General features: G+C 58.7%; 20 protein-coding genes and 1 pseudogene. 14 read left to right on the forward strand and 7 right to left on the reverse strand.

Features of this window, described 5'->3' with window-relative positions; all coding sequences use genetic code 11:
- Positions 1–7: 7 nt before the first annotated feature.
- The gene (locus ACKFRX_RS00215; RefSeq protein ID WP_408919465.1) at positions 8–640 is read left to right on the forward strand and encodes an MOSC domain-containing protein; all 633 of its coding nucleotides are present in this window, start codon (positions 8–10) and stop codon (positions 638–640) included.
- A 294-nt stretch (positions 641–934) separates the two neighbouring features.
- On the opposite strand, the gene ACKFRX_RS00220 is transcribed toward ACKFRX_RS00215, so the two are convergent.
- Together ACKFRX_RS00220 and ACKFRX_RS00225 are read right to left on the reverse strand one after the other, a co-directional pair.
- Entirely contained in the window at positions 935–2,146 is a 1,212-nt protein-coding gene (locus tag ACKFRX_RS00220; RefSeq protein WP_408919464.1) for an MFS transporter, read from the reverse strand.
- A gap of 262 nt (positions 2,147–2,408) precedes the next feature.
- Positions 2,409–3,890 (reverse strand): NAD-dependent succinate-semialdehyde dehydrogenase, encoded by a 1,482-nt coding sequence (locus ACKFRX_RS00225; RefSeq protein WP_408927955.1) that lies wholly within the window; start codon positions 3,888–3,890, stop codon positions 2,409–2,411.
- 326 nt (positions 3,891–4,216) lie between these two features.
- Here ACKFRX_RS00225 and ACKFRX_RS00230 point away from each other — a divergent pair, with 326 nt between their 5' ends.
- Genes ACKFRX_RS00230 through trpA form a run of 6 tightly spaced genes read left to right on the forward strand, consistent with a single transcriptional unit; the run spans position 4,217 to position 10,906 of the window.
- Positions 4,217–5,734 carry an anthranilate synthase component 1 gene (locus ACKFRX_RS00230; RefSeq protein WP_408919462.1) on the forward strand — a complete coding sequence of 506 codons (1,518 nt, stop codon included), beginning with the start codon at positions 4,217–4,219 and terminating at the stop codon, positions 5,732–5,734.
- Positions 5,731–6,378, forward strand: a complete 648-nt coding sequence (locus ACKFRX_RS00235) for an anthranilate synthase component II (protein ID WP_408919461.1) — start codon at positions 5,731–5,733, stop codon at positions 6,376–6,378. Before ACKFRX_RS00230 ends, ACKFRX_RS00235 begins: the two co-directional genes overlap by 4 nt.
- A 2-nt stretch (positions 6,379–6,380) precedes the next feature.
- Positions 6,381–7,415, forward strand: a complete 1,035-nt coding sequence (gene trpD, locus ACKFRX_RS00240; protein WP_408919460.1) for an anthranilate phosphoribosyltransferase — start codon at positions 6,381–6,383, stop codon at positions 7,413–7,415.
- Positions 7,415–8,821: a bifunctional indole-3-glycerol-phosphate synthase TrpC/phosphoribosylanthranilate isomerase TrpF gene (trpCF, locus tag ACKFRX_RS00245; RefSeq protein ID WP_408919459.1), complete on the forward strand. Its 1,407-nt coding sequence runs from the start codon at positions 7,415–7,417 to the stop codon at positions 8,819–8,821. Before trpD ends, trpCF begins: the two co-directional genes overlap by 1 nt.
- Before the next feature lie 13 nt (positions 8,822–8,834).
- The gene (gene trpB, locus ACKFRX_RS00250) at positions 8,835–10,040 is read left to right on the forward strand and encodes a tryptophan synthase subunit beta (RefSeq protein WP_408919458.1); all 1,206 of its coding nucleotides are present in this window, start codon (positions 8,835–8,837) and stop codon (positions 10,038–10,040) included.
- Positions 10,040–10,906, forward strand: coding sequence for a tryptophan synthase subunit alpha (gene trpA, locus ACKFRX_RS00255; protein WP_408919457.1), 867 nt, complete (start codon positions 10,040–10,042; stop codon positions 10,904–10,906). The genes trpB and trpA overlap by 1 nt, the downstream gene beginning before the upstream one ends.
- Positions 10,907–10,971: 65 nt before the next feature.
- On the opposite strand, the gene ACKFRX_RS00260 is transcribed toward trpA, so the two are convergent.
- Positions 10,972–12,183, reverse strand: coding sequence for a dicarboxylate/amino acid:cation symporter (locus tag ACKFRX_RS00260; RefSeq protein ID WP_408919456.1), 1,212 nt, complete (start codon positions 12,181–12,183; stop codon positions 10,972–10,974).
- 191 nt (positions 12,184–12,374) lie between these two features.
- Here ACKFRX_RS00260 and ACKFRX_RS00265 point away from each other — a divergent pair, with 191 nt between their 5' ends.
- The 5 genes from ACKFRX_RS00265 to ACKFRX_RS00285 all read left to right on the forward strand — a co-directional run bounded on the left by ACKFRX_RS00265 (position 12,375) and on the right by ACKFRX_RS00285 (position 15,263).
- Positions 12,375–12,845, forward strand: coding sequence for an SdpI family protein (locus ACKFRX_RS00265; RefSeq protein ID WP_408919455.1), 471 nt, complete (start codon positions 12,375–12,377; stop codon positions 12,843–12,845).
- A 354-nt stretch (positions 12,846–13,199) separates the two neighbouring features.
- Entirely contained in the window at positions 13,200–13,421 is a 222-nt protein-coding gene (locus ACKFRX_RS00270) for a hypothetical protein (RefSeq protein ID WP_408919454.1), read from the forward strand.
- Between the two features lie 85 nt (positions 13,422–13,506).
- Positions 13,507–13,872 (forward strand): Rieske 2Fe-2S domain-containing protein, encoded by a 366-nt coding sequence (locus ACKFRX_RS00275; protein ID WP_250412827.1) that lies wholly within the window; start codon positions 13,507–13,509, stop codon positions 13,870–13,872.
- Positions 13,873–13,973: 101 nt separating this feature from the next.
- Positions 13,974–14,939, forward strand: coding sequence for a bile acid:sodium symporter family protein (locus ACKFRX_RS00280; RefSeq protein ID WP_005326924.1), 966 nt, complete (start codon positions 13,974–13,976; stop codon positions 14,937–14,939).
- Positions 14,940–14,954: 15 nt separating this feature from the next.
- On the forward strand, positions 14,955–15,263 hold the full coding sequence (locus ACKFRX_RS00285) for a hypothetical protein (RefSeq protein WP_005325876.1): 309 nt from the start codon (positions 14,955–14,957) through the stop codon (positions 15,261–15,263).
- Between the two features lie 12 nt (positions 15,264–15,275).
- Here ACKFRX_RS00285 and ACKFRX_RS00290 read toward each other — a convergent pair whose 3' ends face one another.
- The 4 genes from ACKFRX_RS00290 to ACKFRX_RS00305 are packed head-to-tail and all read right to left on the reverse strand — an operon-like array spanning position 15,276 to position 18,409.
- Positions 15,276–15,608 (reverse strand): branched-chain amino acid transporter permease, encoded by a 333-nt coding sequence (locus tag ACKFRX_RS00290; RefSeq protein WP_408919453.1) that lies wholly within the window; start codon positions 15,606–15,608, stop codon positions 15,276–15,278.
- Positions 15,609–16,337: an AzlC family ABC transporter permease gene (locus ACKFRX_RS00295; RefSeq protein ID WP_408919452.1), complete on the reverse strand. Its 729-nt coding sequence runs from the start codon at positions 16,335–16,337 to the stop codon at positions 15,609–15,611. It abuts the gene before it with no gap.
- Between the two features lie 39 nt (positions 16,338–16,376).
- Positions 16,377–16,973, reverse strand: coding sequence for a YqgE/AlgH family protein (locus tag ACKFRX_RS00300; protein ID WP_005325866.1), 597 nt, complete (start codon positions 16,971–16,973; stop codon positions 16,377–16,379).
- Positions 16,973–18,409: a CCA tRNA nucleotidyltransferase gene (locus ACKFRX_RS00305; protein WP_408919451.1), complete on the reverse strand. Its 1,437-nt coding sequence runs from the start codon at positions 18,407–18,409 to the stop codon at positions 16,973–16,975. Before ACKFRX_RS00305 ends, ACKFRX_RS00300 begins: the two co-directional genes overlap by 1 nt.
- Positions 18,410–18,587: 178 nt before the next feature.
- Between ACKFRX_RS00305 and ACKFRX_RS00310 the strand changes: the two are divergent.
- Both ACKFRX_RS00310 and ACKFRX_RS00315 read left to right on the forward strand, forming a co-directional pair.
- A pseudogene (locus tag ACKFRX_RS00310) lies at positions 18,588–19,091 on the forward strand (NUDIX hydrolase); the annotation flags it as partial.
- Positions 19,091–21,286, forward strand: coding sequence for a DUF6049 family protein (locus ACKFRX_RS00315; RefSeq protein ID WP_200435901.1), 2,196 nt, complete (start codon positions 19,091–19,093; stop codon positions 21,284–21,286). The pseudogene ACKFRX_RS00310 and the gene ACKFRX_RS00315, both read left to right, overlap by 1 nt.
- The last annotated feature ends 18 nt before the right edge of the window (positions 21,287–21,304 follow it).

The raw sequence follows: 21,304 nt of genomic DNA on the forward strand, positions 1-21,304 counted from the left end.
GACAGGCATGCAGGTCGTCTCCACCAATGTCGCCGTCCGCCGGCCGGACCCGAGCGGGCGGCATGAGTTCTCGGGCATCGACAAAAAGCCGCAAGACTTTATCGATCTGGCAGCACCCGGACCCCATTATGGCGATGGGTCCGGCGTGCGCGGCGATATAATTGGTGACACCCAACATCACGGCGGCAACGATAAGGCCGTCTATGCCTACTCCCGTGAGGAACTGGATTACTGGCAATCCGAACTTTCCCGCCCGCTGGCCTCCGGCGGCTTTGGCGAAAATCTCACCACGCAGGGCATCGATCTGTCTGCTCTGCTCATCAATCAGCGCGTGTGCATTGGCACCGCCGTGCTTGAGGTATCCGTGCCCCGCCAACCGTGTGCCACCTTCGCCGGCTGGCTAGGGGAGCGCGGCTGGCTCAAGCGCTGGACCGCGCGTGGCGACTGCGGCACCTACCTGCGCATCATTTCCCCCGGCCGCATTCGCCCCGGCGACGCCATTGAGCTGGAGACCCCGCCCAGCCACGGCATCACCATGCGCATGGCCTTTGCCGCCAAGATGGGCGACCGCGCCCTTGCCCGACGCGTTATCGATGCTGGCTGCCTGCCCGCACACCAACAGAACTCGCTTCGCACCTAGTTACACAAGCGCTCTTAGCCCGCCATGTCGAGCTCAGCAATGTCCCGTTGTCGCACCCGCAGTCGATGAGCCCAAACATCCAATAGGGGAATGGGACCGTTAATCAGCACATCCATGCGCAGCGGATGTCGACGCATACTCTACTTCCGGAACCGCAGGCTGTGTCAGCGCCTTTAGCTTACCGGCGAGGCCAGCACACTCTTTTTGCCCGTTGTGCGGACAAAACAAAAGCACGCCAGCGCTTAGCGCTGGCGTGCTCTTCATGCTGAGTGCGAAGGAGGGGCAGTGGCTGTGTTACTTGCCCGCTTCAAAGCTCAGATGGTGCCCCTTCGCCTTAGGGAAGCGGCCGTGCACGAAGAAGTAGTAGATAGCGGCGATGACCACGAGACCCGCGAGAATGAGATACATCGTGTCAAAGCCAGTTGCCGCAACGATGGGGCCCAAGCCAAACGGGGCCAGGCCAATGCCGAGGTCCATGAGCAGGAACATGGTGGAGATACCGGCGCCCAACTGCGCGGCAGACACCGAGCGCACGGAGATGGCTTGGCAAGCAGGGCTGAGGGTGCCGAACCCCAAGCCGGTGCAGGCGCCCGCGACCACCAGCATGACGTCATTGGTGGGGAAGCCCATGATCAGCAGGGCCACGACAAAGGCGGCCAAGCCGAGGTACATTACGGCATTATCACCCTTATGGTCCTGGATACGGCCCAAAAAGAAGCGCATGATGAGCATCGTGACCGCATAGCCGATAAAGAAGAGCCCTGCGCCGGTGGCCAGGTCTTCCTTGCGGGCGTAGGCGTTGAGGTAGGTCACCACGCCGGAGTAGGCGATGCCGACTAGGAGCATGAATAGACCGATAGGAACCACGTTGGGGTGCACGGCATTGCGCAGACTAAAGGCCGGCTTTTCGGAGGAAACCTCGGCCGGATAGCGCAGCACCAAGGCCAGGATCAGGGAAACAATATTTGCACCAAGGGCGACAGCAAAAAGCGTGGTGTAGCCAATGTTATTAGCCAATAACAGGCCGACAGCTGGACCAAACGCGGTTGCCAGGGTAGTGCCCAGGGCGAAGTATCCGGTGCCTTCCGCACGGCGTTCGTGTGGGATAACGGACTGCGCCACGGCCATAAGTGCGGTGGAGGTCAAGGCATAGGCCGCGCCGTGCACCATTCGCACGATAATCAAGACCGCAACATTATGCGCAAAAAAGTACGCCACAGCTACAAGTGTGACGAAGGCCAGGGAAGTCAAGGCCGCCTTTTTGTGGCCCACGCGGTCCACGATCCAGCCGGAGAACACGCGCATGCACGTCGCGCCCAAAACAAAGGCACTGGAGGCGAAACCACCCACGGTATCCGATGCCCCGAAGCTCTCTACCGCGTAGAGGGCCATGGTGGTTACGAACAGGTAAAAGACCAAGAACTGACAAAAATTAGCCACCCACGCGAGGACAAACGTAGGCGTAATCAGCGGCGGCTTAGCCGCTGCAGATTCTGTAGGCGTCATATACTCACTCCAAATAACAAAAAGAAAATTCCTTCTCCACGCGCTGGCCATAAGGCCGCGCATCGCAGACGAAGGAAATAGAAATTGAATTATACGGAGAGGCACTATACGCCCCGCAGCCTGCAAAAGTTAATTGAAAAGCTTTCCAGACTCTTATCGACGCCGCCCTCGTGCAGATGGCTACCGGCAATCGCCGTAACTTGAGCCGGGTCGCGAAAAGGAGACCCGGCTGGTTCCCCCGCTTTGTTAAGCGCTCAAATCTCTAGGCACCGGCATAAGGATCACGGATACCCAAGTACTGCACCGAGGTATATTCCTCAATACCTTCGGCGCCGCCTTCGCGTCCTAAACCAGATTGCTTGACTCCACCGAATGGGGCAGCGGCATTGGAAATGACGCCGGCATTGAATCCCATCAAGCCAAACTCGAGGCCGTCGGCAACGCGCCAGAGGCGATCGGAGTCCTCCGTAAATACATAGGAGGCAAGTCCGTACTCCGTATCGTTCGCAATCTCTAGCGCTTCCGATTCATCCTTGAAGGTAAGGATGGGCGCGACCGGTCCAAAAATTTCTTCCTGAGCCACGCGAGTTTCACGTGAAACATTGCTCAGGATAGTGGGCGCATAGAAGTGGCCCGCGCCCTCGCCGCGGGTGCCACCGGTGACAACGGTCGCGCCCTTGTCCACCGCATCCTCAACCAGCGCTGCGACGTTGTCGAGCGCCTTAGCCTCAATCAGCGGACCACACGTCACGCCTTCGTCCATGCCATTGCCGACGACGAGCTTCTCAAACTCTGTTGCCAGCTTCTGCGTAAACTCCTCCGCCACGGACTCGTGCACCAAGAAGCGATTGGCCGCGGTGCAGGCCTCGCCGATATTGCGCATCTTGGCGCCCATAGCTCCCGCAACCGCTTGGTCAATATCCGCATCCTCGAAAACAATGAACGGTGCATTACCGCCTAATTCCATAGAGGTGCGCAAGACATTGTCCGCGGCACCCTTCAGGAGGGTTTTGCCCACTGGGGTAGAACCGGTGAAGGAGAGCTTGCGCAAGCGGGCGTCGGCAAGCAAGGGCTCTGAAATGGCCGACGCGGAGCTGCCGGAGACAACATTGAGCACGCCCTGTGGCAGGCCGGCATCGAGCATGGTTTGCGCGAAGTACTGCGCGGTGAGCGGCGTCAGCTTGGCCGGCTTCAGGACCATGGTGCAGCCCGCTGCAACGGCGGGGGCAACCTTTCGGATGGCCATGGCGAGGGGGAAGTTCCACGGAGTAATCAATAGGCACGGACCCACGGGCTTACGGCGGGTAACCATGCGCAAGGTGCCTTCCGGGACAGGGGAGTAGCGGCCATAATCACGCGTGGCTTCTTCACTAAACCACCGCAAATATTCCGCGCCATAGGTGACCTCACCTTGGGACTCGGCAAAGGGCTTTCCCATTTCAAGGGTCATCAGGGTAGCGAACTCATCGGCACGCTCGTGTACCAATTCAAAGGCGCGGCGGAGAATATCTGCGCGCTCGCGCGGGGTGGTGTGCGCCCACTCATCTTGGGCCGCACAGGCAGCATCGAGGGCAGCCACCGCATCATTAGAATTCGCCGACGACAGCGTGGCGATCGTCGCGCCCGTCGCCGGATTTTCTACATCAAAGGTCTCACCGGAAGACGCGTCGCGCCACTGTCCGCCAATCAAAAGCTGAGTGGGAACCTTCGCTAGTAGTTCCTTTTGGTCGATGCTCATATTCATCACCTTTCTCCATTACGTGAATGCACCCCACAGTACCGCGATTTCTTAGCTGGCTTTCTTGGTCCTGCGCCTGGCACAAACGCATAGGGTGGGGAGAGGATGAATATTTTTATCGATTACCTTCCAGACTATAGAAATCTAGGTTAGTATGACCGTTATGAAGAAGATGACTACTGCTTGGTGGTGGCGCGCGTAACCCGCGGGCCTTATTCCACCTCCCATTTTTAGGCTCGCATTCTGCGGGCCTTTTGGCGTTTTAGTGCCTCTGCTCGCGGAAGCTCACTATCCGTTTCCCCGTTCCCCACACCCATCGAAAGGGCACTGCAATGCCATTCACCGCCACTCGCGATATCTCCTACGGCAGCGATGCAGCCGCAATCTTTGACGCCCTCGCACAACCGCACGACTCCCTACTTCTTGAAAGCGCGGACATTGAGACCAAGAAGAATCTCAATTGCCTCGCCGTACTCCAAGCGGCCCTGAAAGTAACGTGCCACGGTCAGAGGATCGAGGTACGCGCTCTCACGGAAGCAGGGGAGACGCTCCTCCCTTCCCTCGAGGACCGGTTCCACCATCGCCTAGTTTCACGTGAAACTACCGCGGCGGTTTTCGAGTTCTCGCAGTCCACCCATCCAGACGAGCGGGAGCGGCTCCTTGCCGAATCTACCGCTGATATTTTGCGGTTCTTGCAATTAGAAGCCAACTATTCCTCTCCTTTATTGCCATTCCTTGGGGGCGGATTCGCCTATGACTACCTCGCTACTTTTGAGGAACTGCCCGAGGTTAAGCCCGGGGCCAACACCTACCCGGACTATGAATTCTTGGTAGCCCAAACGGTCCTCGCAGTGGACCACCTACAAGGGACTGCGCACCTAGAAGGCTGGGGCATCGACGACAAGCGCCTGCGGAAAGAGTTGGATTATCTTGCCTCACTGCCGGCCGCCGCTCGTCCCACGGCGCCGCAAAGGGAAAGGATCCGGGCGGTGGCCGATGTGAATGATGCGGGGTTTCGGGCGGACGTCGACAAGCTTAAAGGCAATATTCACGCCGGCGATATCTACCAAGTAGTGCCCGCGCGCGCCTTCACCGTGGAATGCCCCAACGCCCTGGCTGCCTACCGGGCGCTGCGCGAGACCAACCCCTCGCCCTATATGTTCTACGTCCGCGGTGCCGACTATGAGCTCTTTGGCACCTCGCCAGAATCGAACCTCAAATTCACGCCGGAAGATAGGCAGGTCCAGCTCTATCCCATCGCCGGAACTCGGCCGCGCGGGCTCAACCCGGATGGCAGCATCAACCATGAACTGGATATTCGCAACGAGCTGGACATGCGCACAGACCACAAGGAGATTGCGGAACACACGATGCTGGTAGACCTAGCGCGCAATGACCTCGCTCGCGTGGCCGTGCCCCGCAGCCGGCAGATGGCCGAACTCCTGCACGTTGACCGCTACTCGCGAGTGATGCACTTGGTCTCCCGCGTCACGGCGACGCTCCACCCGGACTTCGATGCGCTCGATGCCTACCGTGCGTGCATGAACATGGGAACGCTTACGGGAGCACCCAAACTGCGCGCCACCGAACTGGTGCGCCGCACGGAGGGAAAGCGCCGCGGATCCTATGGCGGGGCGGTGGGATACCTGCGCGGCGATGGAGCCATGGATAACTGCATCGTCATCCGCTCGGCCTACGTCCAGGACGGCACCGCAGTGGTGCAGGCCGGTGCCGGCGTGGTCAAGGATTCCATGCCGCAAGCCGAGGCCGATGAAACGGTACATAAGGCCTACGCCGTGCTCCATGCCATTGCCATGGCACACGGAGCCGAATTGGAGGTACAGCGATGAGTTCGCCGCATATTGTTCTTTTGGGTAACCACGATTCTTTTGTCTACAACCTGGTCGATGCCCTCGCGGGCTTCGATACCACCGTGTTTCGCAATACCGTTGCGGTGCACGACGTGCTGCGCGCGCAGCCCGACATTATTGTGCTTTCCCCGGGCCCCGGCCACCCACGGGACGCTGGCTGCATGATGGAGCTTATCGACGCCACCCTAGGCACCATCCCCATCCTCGGCGTGTGCCTCGGCTTCCAAGCGCTACTCGAGCACCACGGCGGCGCAGTCGAACCGTGCGGGCCCGTACACGGGAAATCCGTCCCGATGACTCTTACCGAGGCCGGGGTAATGCACCCCGTCTTTCAAGGCCTTGCCACCGACACCGAGCCGGACCAACCGGATCACCTTGGTACGCAAGTTCCGGTGGCGCGCTATCACTCCCTTGGATGTACGGACCTCCCTCAGGGGATGCGTTGTCTCGCGCGTACGTCCACGGACATCGGAGAGGTAGCCATGGCGGCCGAGACGGATGACGGTAGGGCCCTCGGAGTCCAGTTCCACCCCGAGTCCATCCTCACGCCCCGCGGCCCGCTCATGCTCGAGCGTTGCGTTAATCAACTATTTACGCACACCACTATGGATACGGAGCACTAAAAATGAATCACGCACCCCTACGTACATTGCAAGCCTTCCTGAATAACCCTCAGCCCACCATCGAAGAAGCCATGGAAGTATTTACTCCTTTGGCCGTGGGCGACTACGACGATATTCATATCGCGGCGCTACTTACCCATATCCGCACCCGCGGCGAGACCTTCGCAGATATTGCCGGCGCGGCCAAAGCATTTTTGAAGGTGGGCTATCCATTCCCCATCACCGGAGAAGGACTCATGGATTCGGCCGGAACTGGTGGCGATGGCGCGAATACCATCAATATCACTACCGGCGCCTCCCTCGTTGCCGCCGCCGGGGGAGTGAAGATGATCAAGCATGGCAACCGCTCGGTCTCTTCCAAGTCCGGATCGGCCGATGTCCTCGAAGCCCTGAATATTCCACTGGACCTAGACGCCGCCCGAGCAGTGCGCCAATTTAAAGCTTCCAACTTCACGTTCCTATTCGCCCCGGCCTACAACCCAGCCGTCGCCCACGTACAACCGGTGCGCAAGGCGCTAGGCATCCCCACCATCTTCAATACGCTGGGACCGCTCCTGTCCCCAGGACGCCCCTCTCTCCAAATCATGGGCATCGCCAACCCAGCCCAAGGCCAACTCATCGCGGAAGTCTTCCGGGAGCTCGGCCGAAAGCGCGCCTTGGTAGTCCACGGTGCTGGCACCGATGAGATTGCTACCCACGGCACTACGCAGGCCTGGGAGCTCAACGACGGCGAGACTGTCACTTATGAGCTCACCCCAGAAGACCTTGGCATCAAGCGCCACGAGCTGACGGACCTGACCGGAGGCGACGGAGCCGCGAATGCCCGAGCCCTTCGTGCGGTCTTTGCCGGGCGCGGCGAGCCCGCCCATTGCGACGCCATCGCCGCCACCGCTGGCGCCATGTTTTACCTCAACGGGACCAAGGAGACTATCGCGGCGGGGGTCACTCACGCAAAGGAGCTGATCGGCAGCGGAACTGTTGAACAGTGGCTCACCCTTCACGAGAACGCCAACTATGCAGTAGGGGAGGAGAGTTAATGTCGGAGAATACTTTGCCTACGGTGCTCGAGGAGATCGTCGCCCAGCGCCGCACTCACCTGCCCGCACTCCGGGAGCGGCTGTCCCACGTGGACTTGGCTCGCGTGCCACGCTCGGAGCGTTCGCTTGCCGACGCCCTCCGTGGAACCAACCGCTTCATCATGGAGTGCAAGTCCGCCTCGCCGTCGCTCGGCATGATCCGTGAAGACTATCGGCCCGGTGATATCGCCCGGATCTACTCCCGTTACGCCTCCGCCATCTCAGTGTTATGCGAGCCCGATCGGTTTGGCGGCGACTACGACCACTTGCAGACCGTCGCGCTATCCACCCATGTGCCGGTGCTGTGCAAAGACTTTATTGTCGATCCCATCCAGGTCTATGCCGCGCGGTATTACGGCGCCGATGCCATCTTGCTCATGATGTCTATCGTGGACGATGACACCTACGGTGAGCTCAAGGCACTGGCGGAAGAACTCGGCCTAGACGTCTTGACCGAAGCCATCACCGAGGACGAAGTGGATCGCGCGGTGAATTTCGGTGTCGATATCATCGGCATCAACAACCGCAACCTCCACGATCTCAGCATCGATCTAGGGCGCACCGAACGCCTAGCCCGCCATGTTCCAGACGGAAAGGTGATAGTTTCCGAATCTGGAATCCGCGATAACGCCACCGTCCGCCGGTTAGCAGCCCACGCACATGCCTTCCTTGTAGGCTCCCAGCTGACCTCCCAGGATGATATCGATCGGGCGGCGCGGGACCTCGTCTTTGGCGCCAATAAAGTATGCGGCCTTACCACCGCCTCCTCCGCACAAGCAGCCCGCGCTGCTGGAGCCCGTTACGGGGGACTCATCTTCGCGCCGGATTCGCCCCGCAGTGTTTCACGTGAAACCGCACAAAGCATCATTTCCGCGGAACCAGAGTTGGAGTACGTAGCCGTGACGCGGTCTACGGATTTGGAGACGCTAGGAAGCCTAGCCAGGATCCCCGGCCTCAAAGTTCTCCAGCTTCACGCCCCATTCCAAGGGAGTAGGGAAGCAGAGCTGGAATTCCTTCACGATGTTCGGGGCGTCGCTGACGGTCTTCACCTTTGGCGAGCCATCGACATGAATAACTCTGAATTCGCTGCCTTAACGCCGGACCTAGTACCAGAAGTAGAGGCCCTCGTCCTCGACTCCGGCAGTGGAGGGACGGGAACCACTTTTGAATGGCGGACGATCCCCGATGAAGTGAAGGAGAAATCCCTCCTCGCCGGAGGGCTCCGGCTTGACAACCTCGAAGAGGCACTGTCAATCGGCACGGCGGGACTCGACCTCAATTCAGGTCTGGAATATGCACCTGGGCGCAAGGACTCCTCACTGATCGCCCAAGCCTTTAGCACCATCCGGAACTACACACACCCATAGAAAGAAGAGAACGATGACAGTTTCACGTGAAACGCTCCTTCCGGCATACTTTGGCGAATTCGGCGGACAGTTCGTCCCCGAATCCCTCATCCCGGCGCTCGACCAACTTGAGGAGGCCTTGGTCGACGCACAAAACGACCCCGCATTTCGCAAAGAGCTAAGCACACTTTTGCGTGACTATCTCGGCCGGCCCACGCCAATTGCAGAGGCGAGGAACCTCGGGGGTAAAGCGCGCATTTTCCTCAAGCGGGAAGACCTCGTTCACGGTGGAGCACACAAGACGAACCAAGTTCTGGGCCAGGCACTGCTAGCTAAGCGGATGGGGAAGACTCGCATTATTGCCGAGACCGGAGCGGGACAACACGGCACCGCTACTGCACTTGCTTGCGCACTACTGGATCTGGAGTGTGTGGTCTATATGGGCGCGAAAGATGTGGCCCGACAGCAGCCAAACGTATTCCGTATGGAGCTCATGGGCGCGAAGGTCGTCGCCGTCGACACCGGACCCGGAACTCTTAAGGACGCAGTGAATGAAGCCCTCCGTGACTGGACCGCCACCTTCCATGACTCCCACTATCTCCTCGGTACCGCGGCCGGACCGCATCCATTCCCAACCATCGTCCGAGAATTCCACAAGGTCATCTCTGAAGAGGCTAAGACCCAGATGCTTGAGCGCACCGGTGGGCTACCGGATGTAGTCGTGGCTTGCGTCGGCGGCGGGTCTAATGCAATCGGTATGTTCGCAGATTTTATTGAAGAAGAGGAAGTGGAACTCGTCGGCGCCGAACCTGGCGGCGAAGGCCTAGACTCCGGCAAGCACGGTGCCACCATCAACAACGGTACGGTTGGCATCCTCCACGGCGCGCGCAGCTATCTCATGCGCAACGCGGACGGCCAAGTGGAGGAATCCTATTCGATTTCCGCCGGGCTCGACTACCCGGGTGTAGGACCACAGCACGCGCACTTACACGCCAGTGGCCGCGCGCACTATGTCGGCATTACTGACGCCGAAGCACTGGAAGCATTCCAGCTTCTTTCCACTAAGGAAGGCATCATTCCCGCTCTCGAATCCTCTCACGCGTTGGCCTACGCCTTGAAGCGGAAAGATGAGGACATCAACATCTTGGTCTCCCTGTCCGGCCGCGGCGATAAGGATATCGACCACGTTCGCCACACCCTTGAGAACCACCCAGAATTTAAGCTCCAGGAGAAGAACTAATGAGCACCCGATACGAAGACCTATTCCGCTCACTGCGCAACAGGGGAGAGGGCGCTTTCGTCCCGTTCCTTATGTTGGGCGATCCCACGCCGGAGTACACGCTGGCCATCGTGCGAACGGTCGTCGCGGCCGGAGCCAATGCATTGGAGCTCGGCGTTCCATTTTCTGACCCAGTGGCCGACGGCCCCACCATTCAGGCCTCCCACCTTCGGGCGCTTGATGGCGGCGCCACCGTAGATTCCGCTTTGGAACAGGTGCGAGCAATTCGCGCGGAATTTCCCGAGCTTCCCATCGGCATGCTCATCTACGGCAATGTGGCTTTCACTCGCGGTTTCGACCGGTTTTACGCCGAGTTTGCGGAAGCGGGCGCGGACAGCATCTTGCTTCCCGACGTCCCCGTGCGCGAAGGCGCTCCCTTCATCGCCGCAGCAGAAAAGGCCGGTATTGACCCAATCTTTATCGCCCCGGCCCGCGCGACTGCGCACACCCTCGAGGGCGTCGCTCAAAGCTCGCGCGGCTATATCTACGCAGTATCGAGAGATGGAGTTACCGGTGCCGAAAAGGAATCCGAGACTATTGGGCTCGAAGAAGTCGTCGCCAACATCAAAAGATTCGATGGACCTCCGGTACTGCTAGGATTCGGCATTTCCGAGCCGCAACACGTGCGCGATGCCGTGACCGCTGGGGCAGCGGGCGCCATTACTGGCTCCGCAATCACCAAGATTATCGATCGCCACGTTTCACGTGAAACAGACGCGGAAGGCAGGCCAGTGGAAGGAACTCCAGGCCGCATTTCCGACGAGAGAGCATTACATAAGGAACTCGCCGAGTATGTAGCTCGCATGAAGGCAGCGACTCAAGAGTAGTCCTGAAGACGCGAAGAACCCTCCTCAGCTCTCGGCAGCTGAGGAGGGTTCCCTATAAAAAGCCTCTACGCGGTTGCTTCTGCAGATTCCTCTTCGGTGTGGCCCTTCTTGGAGCCCGCGAACTTGTCCACGATCATCGCGATAGCGCCGTCGCCAGTAACGTTGGCAGCTGTGCCGACCGAGTCAATGGCGATGTAGGCCGCGATCATCAGCGCCACCATGCCATCGTCAAAGCCCATCATATCCGCCAGTAGTCCAGCTGCGACCATAACCGCGCCGCCAGGCACACCTGGTGCCGCAATCATCATGATTCCCAACAGGAAGATGAAACCAAGGCCGGTGCTCGTACTAATATCCAGGTTCGCCATGTACACAATCGCAAAGGCATAGAGCGTCAGCTTAATCATGGAACCAGAGAGGTGAATGGTCGCACACAACGGGATAACGAAGCTTGCCACTGGCTTCGAAATGCCGTTCTTCAAGGTGGACTCCATAGACACCGGGATGGTGGCGGCAGAAGAAGAAGTTCCGAGTGCGGTGAAATAAGCCGGAACCATATTGCGCAATGCCTTGAAAGGATTCTTACCGGTGATGGCACCAGCGATGATGTACTGGAGCACCAGGTAAACCAGAGTCATGACAACCGCCAGGATCAGGACCTTCGCGAAGGCCGAGAGTACTGAGCCCAAATTGCCATTCATGCCCAAGCCTAGGAACATGCCAAAGATATAAAAGGGCAGAATTGGCACTACAAAGCCCCAAATAACCTTGACTACTACGCTCTCCAATTCCTTTGTAACCGCATACAAGGTATCGGACTTCACTGTAGTCATCGCTACGCCGATGCAGAATGACAACAAGAGAGCCGTCATAACCTCAAAAGGCGGAGCCATTTCCACCTCGAAGTACGGAGTGAGTGCCCCCTCATCAATATCGGAGACATTTGTAATCAGATCCTGACCACTGAGCATGGTGGGGTAGAGCCAGTGCGCAAGTACGTAGGCAAGAAGACCCGCAACAATCGTTGAGCCGTAGGCAATACCTGCAGTAACACCCAGCCATTTTCCGGCCCCTCGTCCCAGACCAGCAATCGACGGGGCGATAAGCGCGAAGATGAGGACCGGAATAAAGAAATTGAGGAAGTTACTAAAGAGTCCATTGAAGGTGGCGAATACGCGGCCAAACCATTCGGGCGCGAATTGGCTCACCACCACGCCAAGGATGATGGCGACGATGATGCGGAACAACAGAGATTCCGAGAGTTTCTTGAAATTCATGTACTTACAATCAAATCGGGTGTTTCGCCCCTTGGTAAAAGTTCCAGAGTGAAACAGCGCGGTACAGAGGCAACGGCCGCTTCAATATCTATCGATCGACCTTAAAGGCATACTACCCGACTGGAGGCATAGTCAGAACACTCACCCCAGCGACGATTTTTATCTTGGCGCTACAAGGTTAAACTAAGTACATGATCGCTGTGGGAATCATCTTTTTAATCCTCGCCGTCTTCCTCATCATCGTGGGAGCCTTGGCTTCAACCAAGCGCCTACCTGGAAATAGCTATATCGGCTTGCGCCTGCAGGAGATTCGCAAATCCCGCGAAGCATGGGACAATGCCCATCGCATTGCCGGGCCATTCTGGATGCTGAGTGGCGTCTGCTTAGTCTTCGGCGGCATCGTCGCGCTCCGCGCTGAGGGCTGGATGTGGCTCATCCCGGTTCTTACTTTTGTGGCCGCTGTACTAGCCCTCTCCATCGGTTCCAACCTCGGCTCACGTGCCGCGTTCCTCTACGAACAAGCACACGCAGACGAGGAGGGTTGCGGAGACTCCTGTAATTGTGGTTCCGACGGTTGCGGTGGGGAAGAGGCCGCCGCAGCACCCGCCCCTCAGGTTGATGTCGACGCGCTCCGTCACGCCGCTCGCGAATCCGATAGGTGACCAAGCACTGCTGCGCAATCTTCCCCTTCTGGAAAAGAATCACATTTCATCCAGAAGGGGAATTTTTGTAGCCATGGTATTCGTACCAAACTATCGCCGAACACTTTTCAGAAGTCACAGTGACGTTATTAATCAGGATAGTTGCTTACCTATTTTTAGTAACTGTCGATATTTAATCCGAGTCACTGTCTGGAATTAATCACTCCATGGAAGCAACCCATACTTGACTTACTCTATAGTTGATTCACTACACTAACGCGATTCCTGCGAGAGAGGATAGAAGTTACGTAAAGCCGCCATGGAACCCTGGCAGGCAAGAGCACAACCAACCCCCTAAAGGGCAGAATATAGTCCATGAAGAAAAGTACCGCCCTGGCGGCCATCGCCGCTTCAACTTTTGTTATCGGCACTTACGCTGAGCAAGACCACAAGGTAGCGACGTCCGTAGCAAAAGCACACGAACAGCAATCTGCACAGAGCATCGTAGATGATTTAGGCATCGAGTCTGGCACCTATGAACTTATCGCTACTTCTGAGGGCTCTCCGGAGACTTGGGAAGGACTCCTAGCAAACTAACTACAGTGTTTCACGTGAAACGTTGATTTCAACCGGCCAAACGGATATGGCACATTACGCAAGACCGACAGGCTAGAGTAGAGGCATGATTAAGTGCTCCCGTCGAATGTTCTTGCTTGGGTCCGCCACGACATTTGCAGGCGCCTACGCCGCAGCCTGTGGCTCCTCTCCGTCCGCAGAAATTGCGGCGACCGAGATTCCGATTGGCTCCGCGAAGATTGTTGATGGCGTGATCTTCACCCAGCCCAAGGAAGGCGAGTTTAAGGCCTACTCCCAAACCTGTCCCCACCAGCACAATCCAATCACCGAGATCGATGGCATGACGGCCACCTGCACGGCGCACAACACCTCCTACAATCTCAGCGATGGAAGCGTAATCTCCGGCCCGGGGCGCGATCCATTGGAAGAATACGAAGTTAAACAAGACGGCTCTAACGTCACCACGGCCTAAAGAGCATTTCCCGTGTGGTTTCACGTGAAACTACACGGGTTGTGTTTTCTCGGCTCGAGTATCTGCAGCATGTGAATACGAACCGGGTTTAAACTCTTAGCATGCTGCAGCGTTTGAAAAAGCCCGACCCGCTTATTGTCCTCATTATCCTGGCGGTCATCATTGCGATAATCGCACCAGCCCGCGGGAACTTTGCCGACATTGTCGGCCAATTAACAAACGTGGCCATCGCGCTACTCTTCTTCTTGTATGGCGCGAGGCTTTCCACTCAAGAAGCCCTCAACGGGCTCAAGCACTGGCGGCTACACCTCACAATTCTCGCTTTCACCTTTGTGGTTTACCCGCTTATAGGCATAGCTCTGCGCCCACTCACCGCTGTCATATCGCACGACATGTACCTGGGCATCTTATTCCTCACGCTAGTCCCATCCACGGTGCAGTCGTCGGTTGCCTTCACCTCAATCGCGAAGGGAAACGTGGCGGGCGCAATCGTATCGGCTTCTGCCTCAAACTTAGTGGGAGTGATCATCACTCCATTGCTCGTCATGTTCCTCATGGGAACTGGGGGAGGAGTTCACATCGATACGTCAGTATTCGGCGAAATCGCCCTTCTATTGTTAGCGCCATTTGTTTTAGGTCAGCTTACTCGGCGCTGGGTAGGCAAGGTTGCACAAAGCAAGGCCACTAAAGTCGTGGACCGCGGCTCAATCGCGATGGTGGTGTATTCCGCTTTTTCTAAGGGTGTGGTGGACGGAATTTGGTCCTCTATTTCTCTGTGGGACCTGGCGTTCCTGGTCGTCTTCGCCGCAATCTTCGTTGCCTTCATGCTGTGGCTCACCAGAAAGGCGAGCCAAAAGATGGGATTCAACCGCGCCGATACCATCGCAATCGAGTTTTGCGGATCGAAAAAGTCATTGGCCACGGGGCTACCCATGGCCTCGGTCATCTTTGCTTCTGGTGGTGCGTCTCTTGGTCTACTGATCCTCCCGTTGATGATTTACCACCAGGTTCAGTTGATGATGTGTTCGTGGCTAGCGGCCCGTTACGCGCAGCACCCCGGCACGTAACTACACTTAAGTGCCATGACGAATTACCTGTACGTACGAACCGAACTGAATGTGCCCGGCGTCGGCTCAGCAATTCACATGGCGGAAATGGAAGAGCGCGACGCAAGCAGCTGCCGCATGGTGCGCATGATTGCGCTTGATCCCTCGGATGCCATCGTCGGGGTAGCAACACCGAGTAGTTCCACGGGCAACGTGGATCAGCCGCAAGAGGTTGTCCCTCACCCGGACACCTACGACGATTTTCCGGACATTAGCGCGCAGTACGTGGACCAGTCTCGGTTCGACGCCCTGTGGTCCGAAGCCACCGCCAAGTTCGGCCTATAAGAATCGCAAGGGCTACAAGACTACGTTGACGAGGAGCATATAGAAGGCGGTTCCGCCGAAGATGGACAGCGCAGACTCCCGCTTCCACAGATGCAGCAGGAAAGTGACCACCACTCCGAGGAGAGCCGCCCGGATGCCACCGGGGGCGCTGGACTGCCCGTGGACGGTATACACCACCAAGATGGTCATCACGCCCACAGGCATCATCATGCCGAGCAAGGAAAAGAACTGACTATCCTTCATCCATTTCACAAAGGAGAAAGGAAGTTGGCGTAGTACAACGGTAATGAGGCCGACGGGAACTAGGACGGCCGCGATGGAAGCAAGGGTGACTCCAGCCGGCATTTAGCACCCCTCCCGGAGTCGCTTAAGGTCGCCTCGCCTACGCAAGGTAAAAGCCGCATCGACGCGTGGAGATAGGTACCGAATAATCAGCAGGATGAAGTAGGCGCTCAGGGCCACCATGAGGAGTTGACCAGGGGCGAAGGCGGCCGCGAGAATCCCCACCAGAGCCGCGCTTAGGGGTAAAGAGAAGTCCTGGTTATTGCGGAAGGAATCCATCGCCAGTACGACGAAGAGCGCCACTAGGGCGAATTCCATGCCCTGCACGGTAGAGGGAATCACCTGACCGGCGAGAGCACCGACAATGCCACCGCCTACCCACAGAGCTTGACAAAAAATTTGGATGGTGAGGATCCGGGCCCCGGTCGGGCGGTCATCGGTGGGTAGGGAGGAGACGATGGCATAGGTTTCGTCGGTAAGCGCGTAGGTGGAATAAGCCCTGCCCAGGCGCGAGTTAATGCGGTGGCGAGGAAAGGTGAGACCATAGAAAATATGGCGGAAGTTCACCATGAATCCGGTAACCAGGGAAGCCACGGCTGTGGCGCCGCCGGTGACCATGGAAATGGCCAGGAACTCCATCGAGCCGGCGTAAATGACGATGGAGAAAATAGGCGTCCACCACCAACTGAAGCCAGATTGGACCATGAGCAGGCCGAAGGCTAGGCCGAGGGGAATAAGGCCGATGGCGGCGGCCCAGGTATCCCGCAAGCCTTGTGCAATATCCTCACGCATGCGGGCTAGTGTAGCCCACTGCCTGCAGCGCGATAGGAATTAATTGTCTTCCACGTTGACAGGATAGGTGGAGTACAACGGCAACGGCATGGGTTGGCGCTTCATAACATCGGACCAGAGGTCGGCCGGGCCCGGCGTAATAACGTCTTGGGCCAGGGCAGGGGAGACGAACCATTCGCCGGCCTCGATTTCCTCTTCTAGCTGGCCCGGGCCCCACTCGGCGTAGCCGGCAAACATGCGCATACCCGAGACCAAGGGCTCTATCTCTTCCGGCTCCGCGCGCAGATCCACATGCGCGAGGCGCGGGGCGAGGCGGGTGAGTCGGTCGTGCTTGTCCGGATCGACGCCCTGGTTGGTCTGCGCGAGTCCTACGACGGATTGCTGATTGAGCGGGCCGCCGATGTACAGCGCCTGCGGCTTGGCCACAACGGGAAGCCATTCTGGCAGCACATTGAAAATCGCCACCTCGGAGCGCTTGGTCAGATCCACGCCGAAGGTCATCATGTCATTGTGCTCAATGACGAGAATGACGGAACGGGCGAATTCCGGCGAAAGCATGCCCGGAGCGGCGATGAGCAGCTGGCCGGGGGCGGGGTCATTGCGCTCGAGGGCGTTGAATAATCTATCGGCAAACATCACTGTTTAGAATCCCACCACTCGCGCAACTTCGCAATCGCGTCCTCGCGCTCGAGGGGTCCATGCTCGAGGCGCAGCTCCTTGAGATAGGACCACGCCTGGCCCACCTCAGGGCCGGGCTGGAGTCCTAAGATCTCCATGATCTCGTTGCCGTCGAGGTCTGGACGCACGCGCGCCAGGTCCTCCTTGCGGCCGATCTCTTCGATGCGCTCTTCCAGCTGATCGTAGGTGCGCTGGAGGCGACGGGCCTTCTTGGCATTGCGGGTGGTGCAATCGGCGCGCACCAGCTTGTGCAATCGGGGAAGGAGATCGCCGGCGTCGGTGACATAGCGGCGCACGGCGGAATCAGTCCACTGATTTTCCCCAAACCCATGGAAGCGCATGTGCAAATAAACCAACTGGCCGATGGACTCCGTGGTGGCCTTGGGGTATTTCAACTTCCGCAGGCGCTTGCGGGCGAGCTTGGCGCCCACCACCTCGTGGTGGTGGAAGGAGACCTTGCCATCGGTGTTATCAAAGGTATCCGGCTTGCCAATATCGTGCAGCAGCGCCGCCCAGCGCAGGACAAGATCAGGACCATCTTCCTCTTGATCCATGGCCTGGCTTAGCACCTTGAGCGAGTGGGCATAGACGTCCTTGTGCTGCGCGTGTTCGTCCGCGGTCATGCGTAGCGCGGGGATCTCCGGGAAGATATAGTCCGCGATTCCCGTAGATACCAGTAGATCAATGCCATCCCACGGGGCCGTGCCGCAGATGAGCTTATCCAGCTCCACCTGCACGCGCTCGACGGTGATGCGCTGGATCTCGCCAGCCATATCCCGCATGGCCTCCACGACGCGATCGGCCACGCGAAATTCTAGCTGAGAGGCAAACCGAGCCGCACGCAGCATGCGGAGCGGATCATCATGGAAGGAGATCTCCGGCTTATCCGGGGTATCGAGCACCCAGTCAGCTATGTCTTGGAGGCCGTGGAGGGGATCGTGGAACTTAAAGGAGGCGTCGGCAAGCAGCTCAATGGCCATCGCATTGGCCTTGAAGTCGCGCCGGACAAGATCGCCTTCCAAGGTGTCACCGTAAACCACCTCAGGATTGCGGGACTGGCCGTCATAAGAATCGGAACGGAAGGTAGTGATCTCAATCTGCTGGCCCTTGTAGGCCGCGGAGACGGTACCGAAGTCTATGCCGGTATCCCACACGGTTTCGGCCCACTCATCGAGGATCTCCTTGACCACCTCGGGGCGGGCCGGGGTAGTAAAGTCCAGGTCATTTCCCAAGCGACCCAAAAGCGCATCGCGCACAGAGCCGCCCACGAGGTAGAGCGAGTAGCCCCGCGCGGCAAATTTCTCCACCAGTCCGCCCAGCAGGCTGCTGAGGGAGGAGACGGTGGATTCCGCGCGGGCAAGAACGCCGATTAGCTGAGTGTCCTGAAAATTCACGGGTGAGAGTCTACTACGATTGGCAGGGATGACTAACCAAGAACAGGGCCCCTCCAAGGGAGGCGGCCGCAACCGCAACCGGTCTCGGCGCAGGCGGCGCCGCCGGCCGGATAATCGCGCGCGCCGCACCACTCAGCAGCGCAAGCCCTACCGCGGTGGCAATGGCCAATCCACGGCCATGGAAACCCGCGATGAAACCTCCGCGGGCGGCCTCGTTGTCTCCGGCTTGGCGGAGTGCGTCGATGCCAATGGCAATGTCGACCTTTCCCGGCTCTATGTGGCGCTCATTGGCCGCCTTGACCGCCGCGGGCGCCTGCTGTGGTCCATGCCCAAGGGCCACGTGGAAAATGGCGAGGCCAAGGAGGTTACCGCTGAACGCGAGGTATGGGAAGAAACCGGCATTTCTGGTGAGGTTTTTGCGGACCTCGGCATGATTGATTACTGGTTCGTCTCTGATGGGGTGCGCATCCATAAGACCGTGCACCACCACTTGCTGCGTTTTGTAGACGGCATTATGAACGATGAGGATCCAGAGGTCACTGAGGTCTCGTGGATCCCCGTCTCTGAACTCATCGAGCACTTGGCCTACGCCGATGAGCGCAAGCTGGCGCGCATCGCGCATGATCTCCTTCCCGATCTCGCACGAAAGGAAGCCGCGGCGGGGAAAGTGACCCCACGGTAATGCGCCTACGCCTGAAGTCTTGGGCCGCCGTGGGCGGCTGCATGGCGGTAGCGGGGTGGGGCTTGTGCCTGCCGCTACCAGAAGCCGCCGCGCAGATGGACGCGGCCGCCGAAAAGCAGCAGGATATCCAGGCATGGTTGGGTGCGCGCGGGCCGGAGCGGGCCAACCTTGATCTCCTTGCGGCTGAGCCTTTTTCCGTGGGCAAGGACCTGAAACTGACCTTCCGGCTGCACAATCCTACCGATGAAGCCATGGAGGATCTCCAGCTCACGAGCCGCCGCGGCGATGCCGTGGAGGACACCGCGCAGGCACGCACGCAGCTGGCCACCGGCGAATTCCCGTATTACGGTCCCAGCACTTCCACCGCGCCCCTGCAGCCGGGCGAATCCCGGGAGGTCACCTTCCAGGTTCCTACCTCCCTGCACGGCGAGCAGACCCTGGCCATCGAAGAGCCTGGCTCCTATCCGCTGCTCTTTACCCTCACCGGCACCGTAGGCGGCGAGGCGGTCAGCTTTGCGGAGGAACGCCTCGTAGGCCAGGTGAAGGGGAAGGAGCAGGCGCTTGGCGATGCCCCCTCGGATCCCACACCCCACGATCTCACCGTGGTCTATCCCATCAGCGCCGATATTGACTCGGTACCAGGCGGCGCTGGGGGAGAGGACCTTATCCTCTCCTCTGATGAGCTGGCCGGTGAGCTGGCGGAGGGTGGCCGGCTCGATCGCTTGGTCAGCACGTATGCCAACCATGATCTGCGCGGGGCAGGCTGCGTAGCCATCGATCCCGCCCTCTTGGATACGGTCAACCGCATGGCGGAGGGCTATAAGGTAGGTTCGGCCCGCCCACCTCAAGCCGAGCGCCCTAAGCGCCTGCGCGATTCGTGGTTCACTAACGAGGACGATGTGCACCTCGAACCCGGCACTGGGAAAGAGGATGCTGCCCGCTGGCTCAAGCGACTGCGCGAGCTCGATTGCTTTATGTCTATGCCGTGGGCGAATGCCAATGCTTCCTCCGTGGCCAAGGCGAATAATCCCTTCCTTACCTACGAGGGACTGCAACGCGGCAATCACACCATCGAGCGAATTCTCGGTGCCAAGCCGGCCACCACCGTGCTCGCGGTCGGCTCCGGCTATGTGGACCAGCAGCTTCCCCTGCCCGCATTGGTGGCGGATAATACTTCGTGGCCTGGCCGCGCCGTGACTTTCGACGCCTCCCTGGGCGCCCTCCTCGCCCAAACCGGTTCCAAACCACAGACGGTGGGCTATTCCAACCCAGAGCTGCGCTACGATTACTCGCTCGATTCCGATCTTTCTCGTGCCATCACCGGCGGCGCCGCACTGAGCTTGGCCGCGAGCGATGACACCGTGGCACGCTTGCCCAATTACTTGGATCCCAGCGCGGCCGAGTACGCACTCGACTCTGCCGAGGCGCTCATCGCTTCCGGTAAGTCCCATCCGCGCACCGTCGGCAGCCTAAAGCAGGAGACCGCGGAGCCCGGTTCACTGCCCGGCAGCCCCTTTAGCGATCCCGCCGCCTTTGCCGAATCCGATATCGTCCGCGTGGAGCAGCAGGCCCGCTATACCGATGAGCTGATGAATATCATGGTCGATGATCCAGATATCGCGCTCACTCGCTATGAATTCGTCCTGCCTTTGCGCCGGGATCTGCTCGCCGCCCTCTCGCTGACCAACCGCGATAGCTTGGGAAGCAATGCTGAGGCGCAGCGCCGGTTCACTGACACGATGGACGTGCATTCGGATACGCTGCGGGACCTGCGTTCTTCTGTGGCGCTTATCCCACCGGGCAATGTCTATACCCGCGTATCTGAGTCATCGCCGCTGCTCATCGTGGCAGAAAATGGCCTGCCACTACCGGTGGAGGCCAAGCTGCAATACGATGCCCCCGATGGCGCGCGCCTCAACACACCCAAGAGCGTCCGTATTCCGGCCAAGGGCTCTATTACTGTATCCATGACCGCCGATATGCCTAAGGACGCCGATCGCACGGACATTGGCCTATGGCTTGCTACCCCAGAAAAGCAAACCATCTCCGAGCCCATCAATATCGCTGTGCAAACGCGTGCCGGTATCGTAGGCGTGTATGGCGTCGGCATAGCCGGCGCCCTTGCGCTGGTCTTAGCCACGCTCTTCCGGCTAGGCCGCCATCGGCGCAAAAAATCACAAAGGCTTAAAAAGTAAGTTGAAGTTGTATCCTCT

Source organism: Corynebacterium tuberculostearicum (assembly GCF_046097465.1).
Lineage (GTDB): Bacteria > Actinomycetota > Actinomycetes > Mycobacteriales > Mycobacteriaceae > Corynebacterium > Corynebacterium tuberculostearicum_I.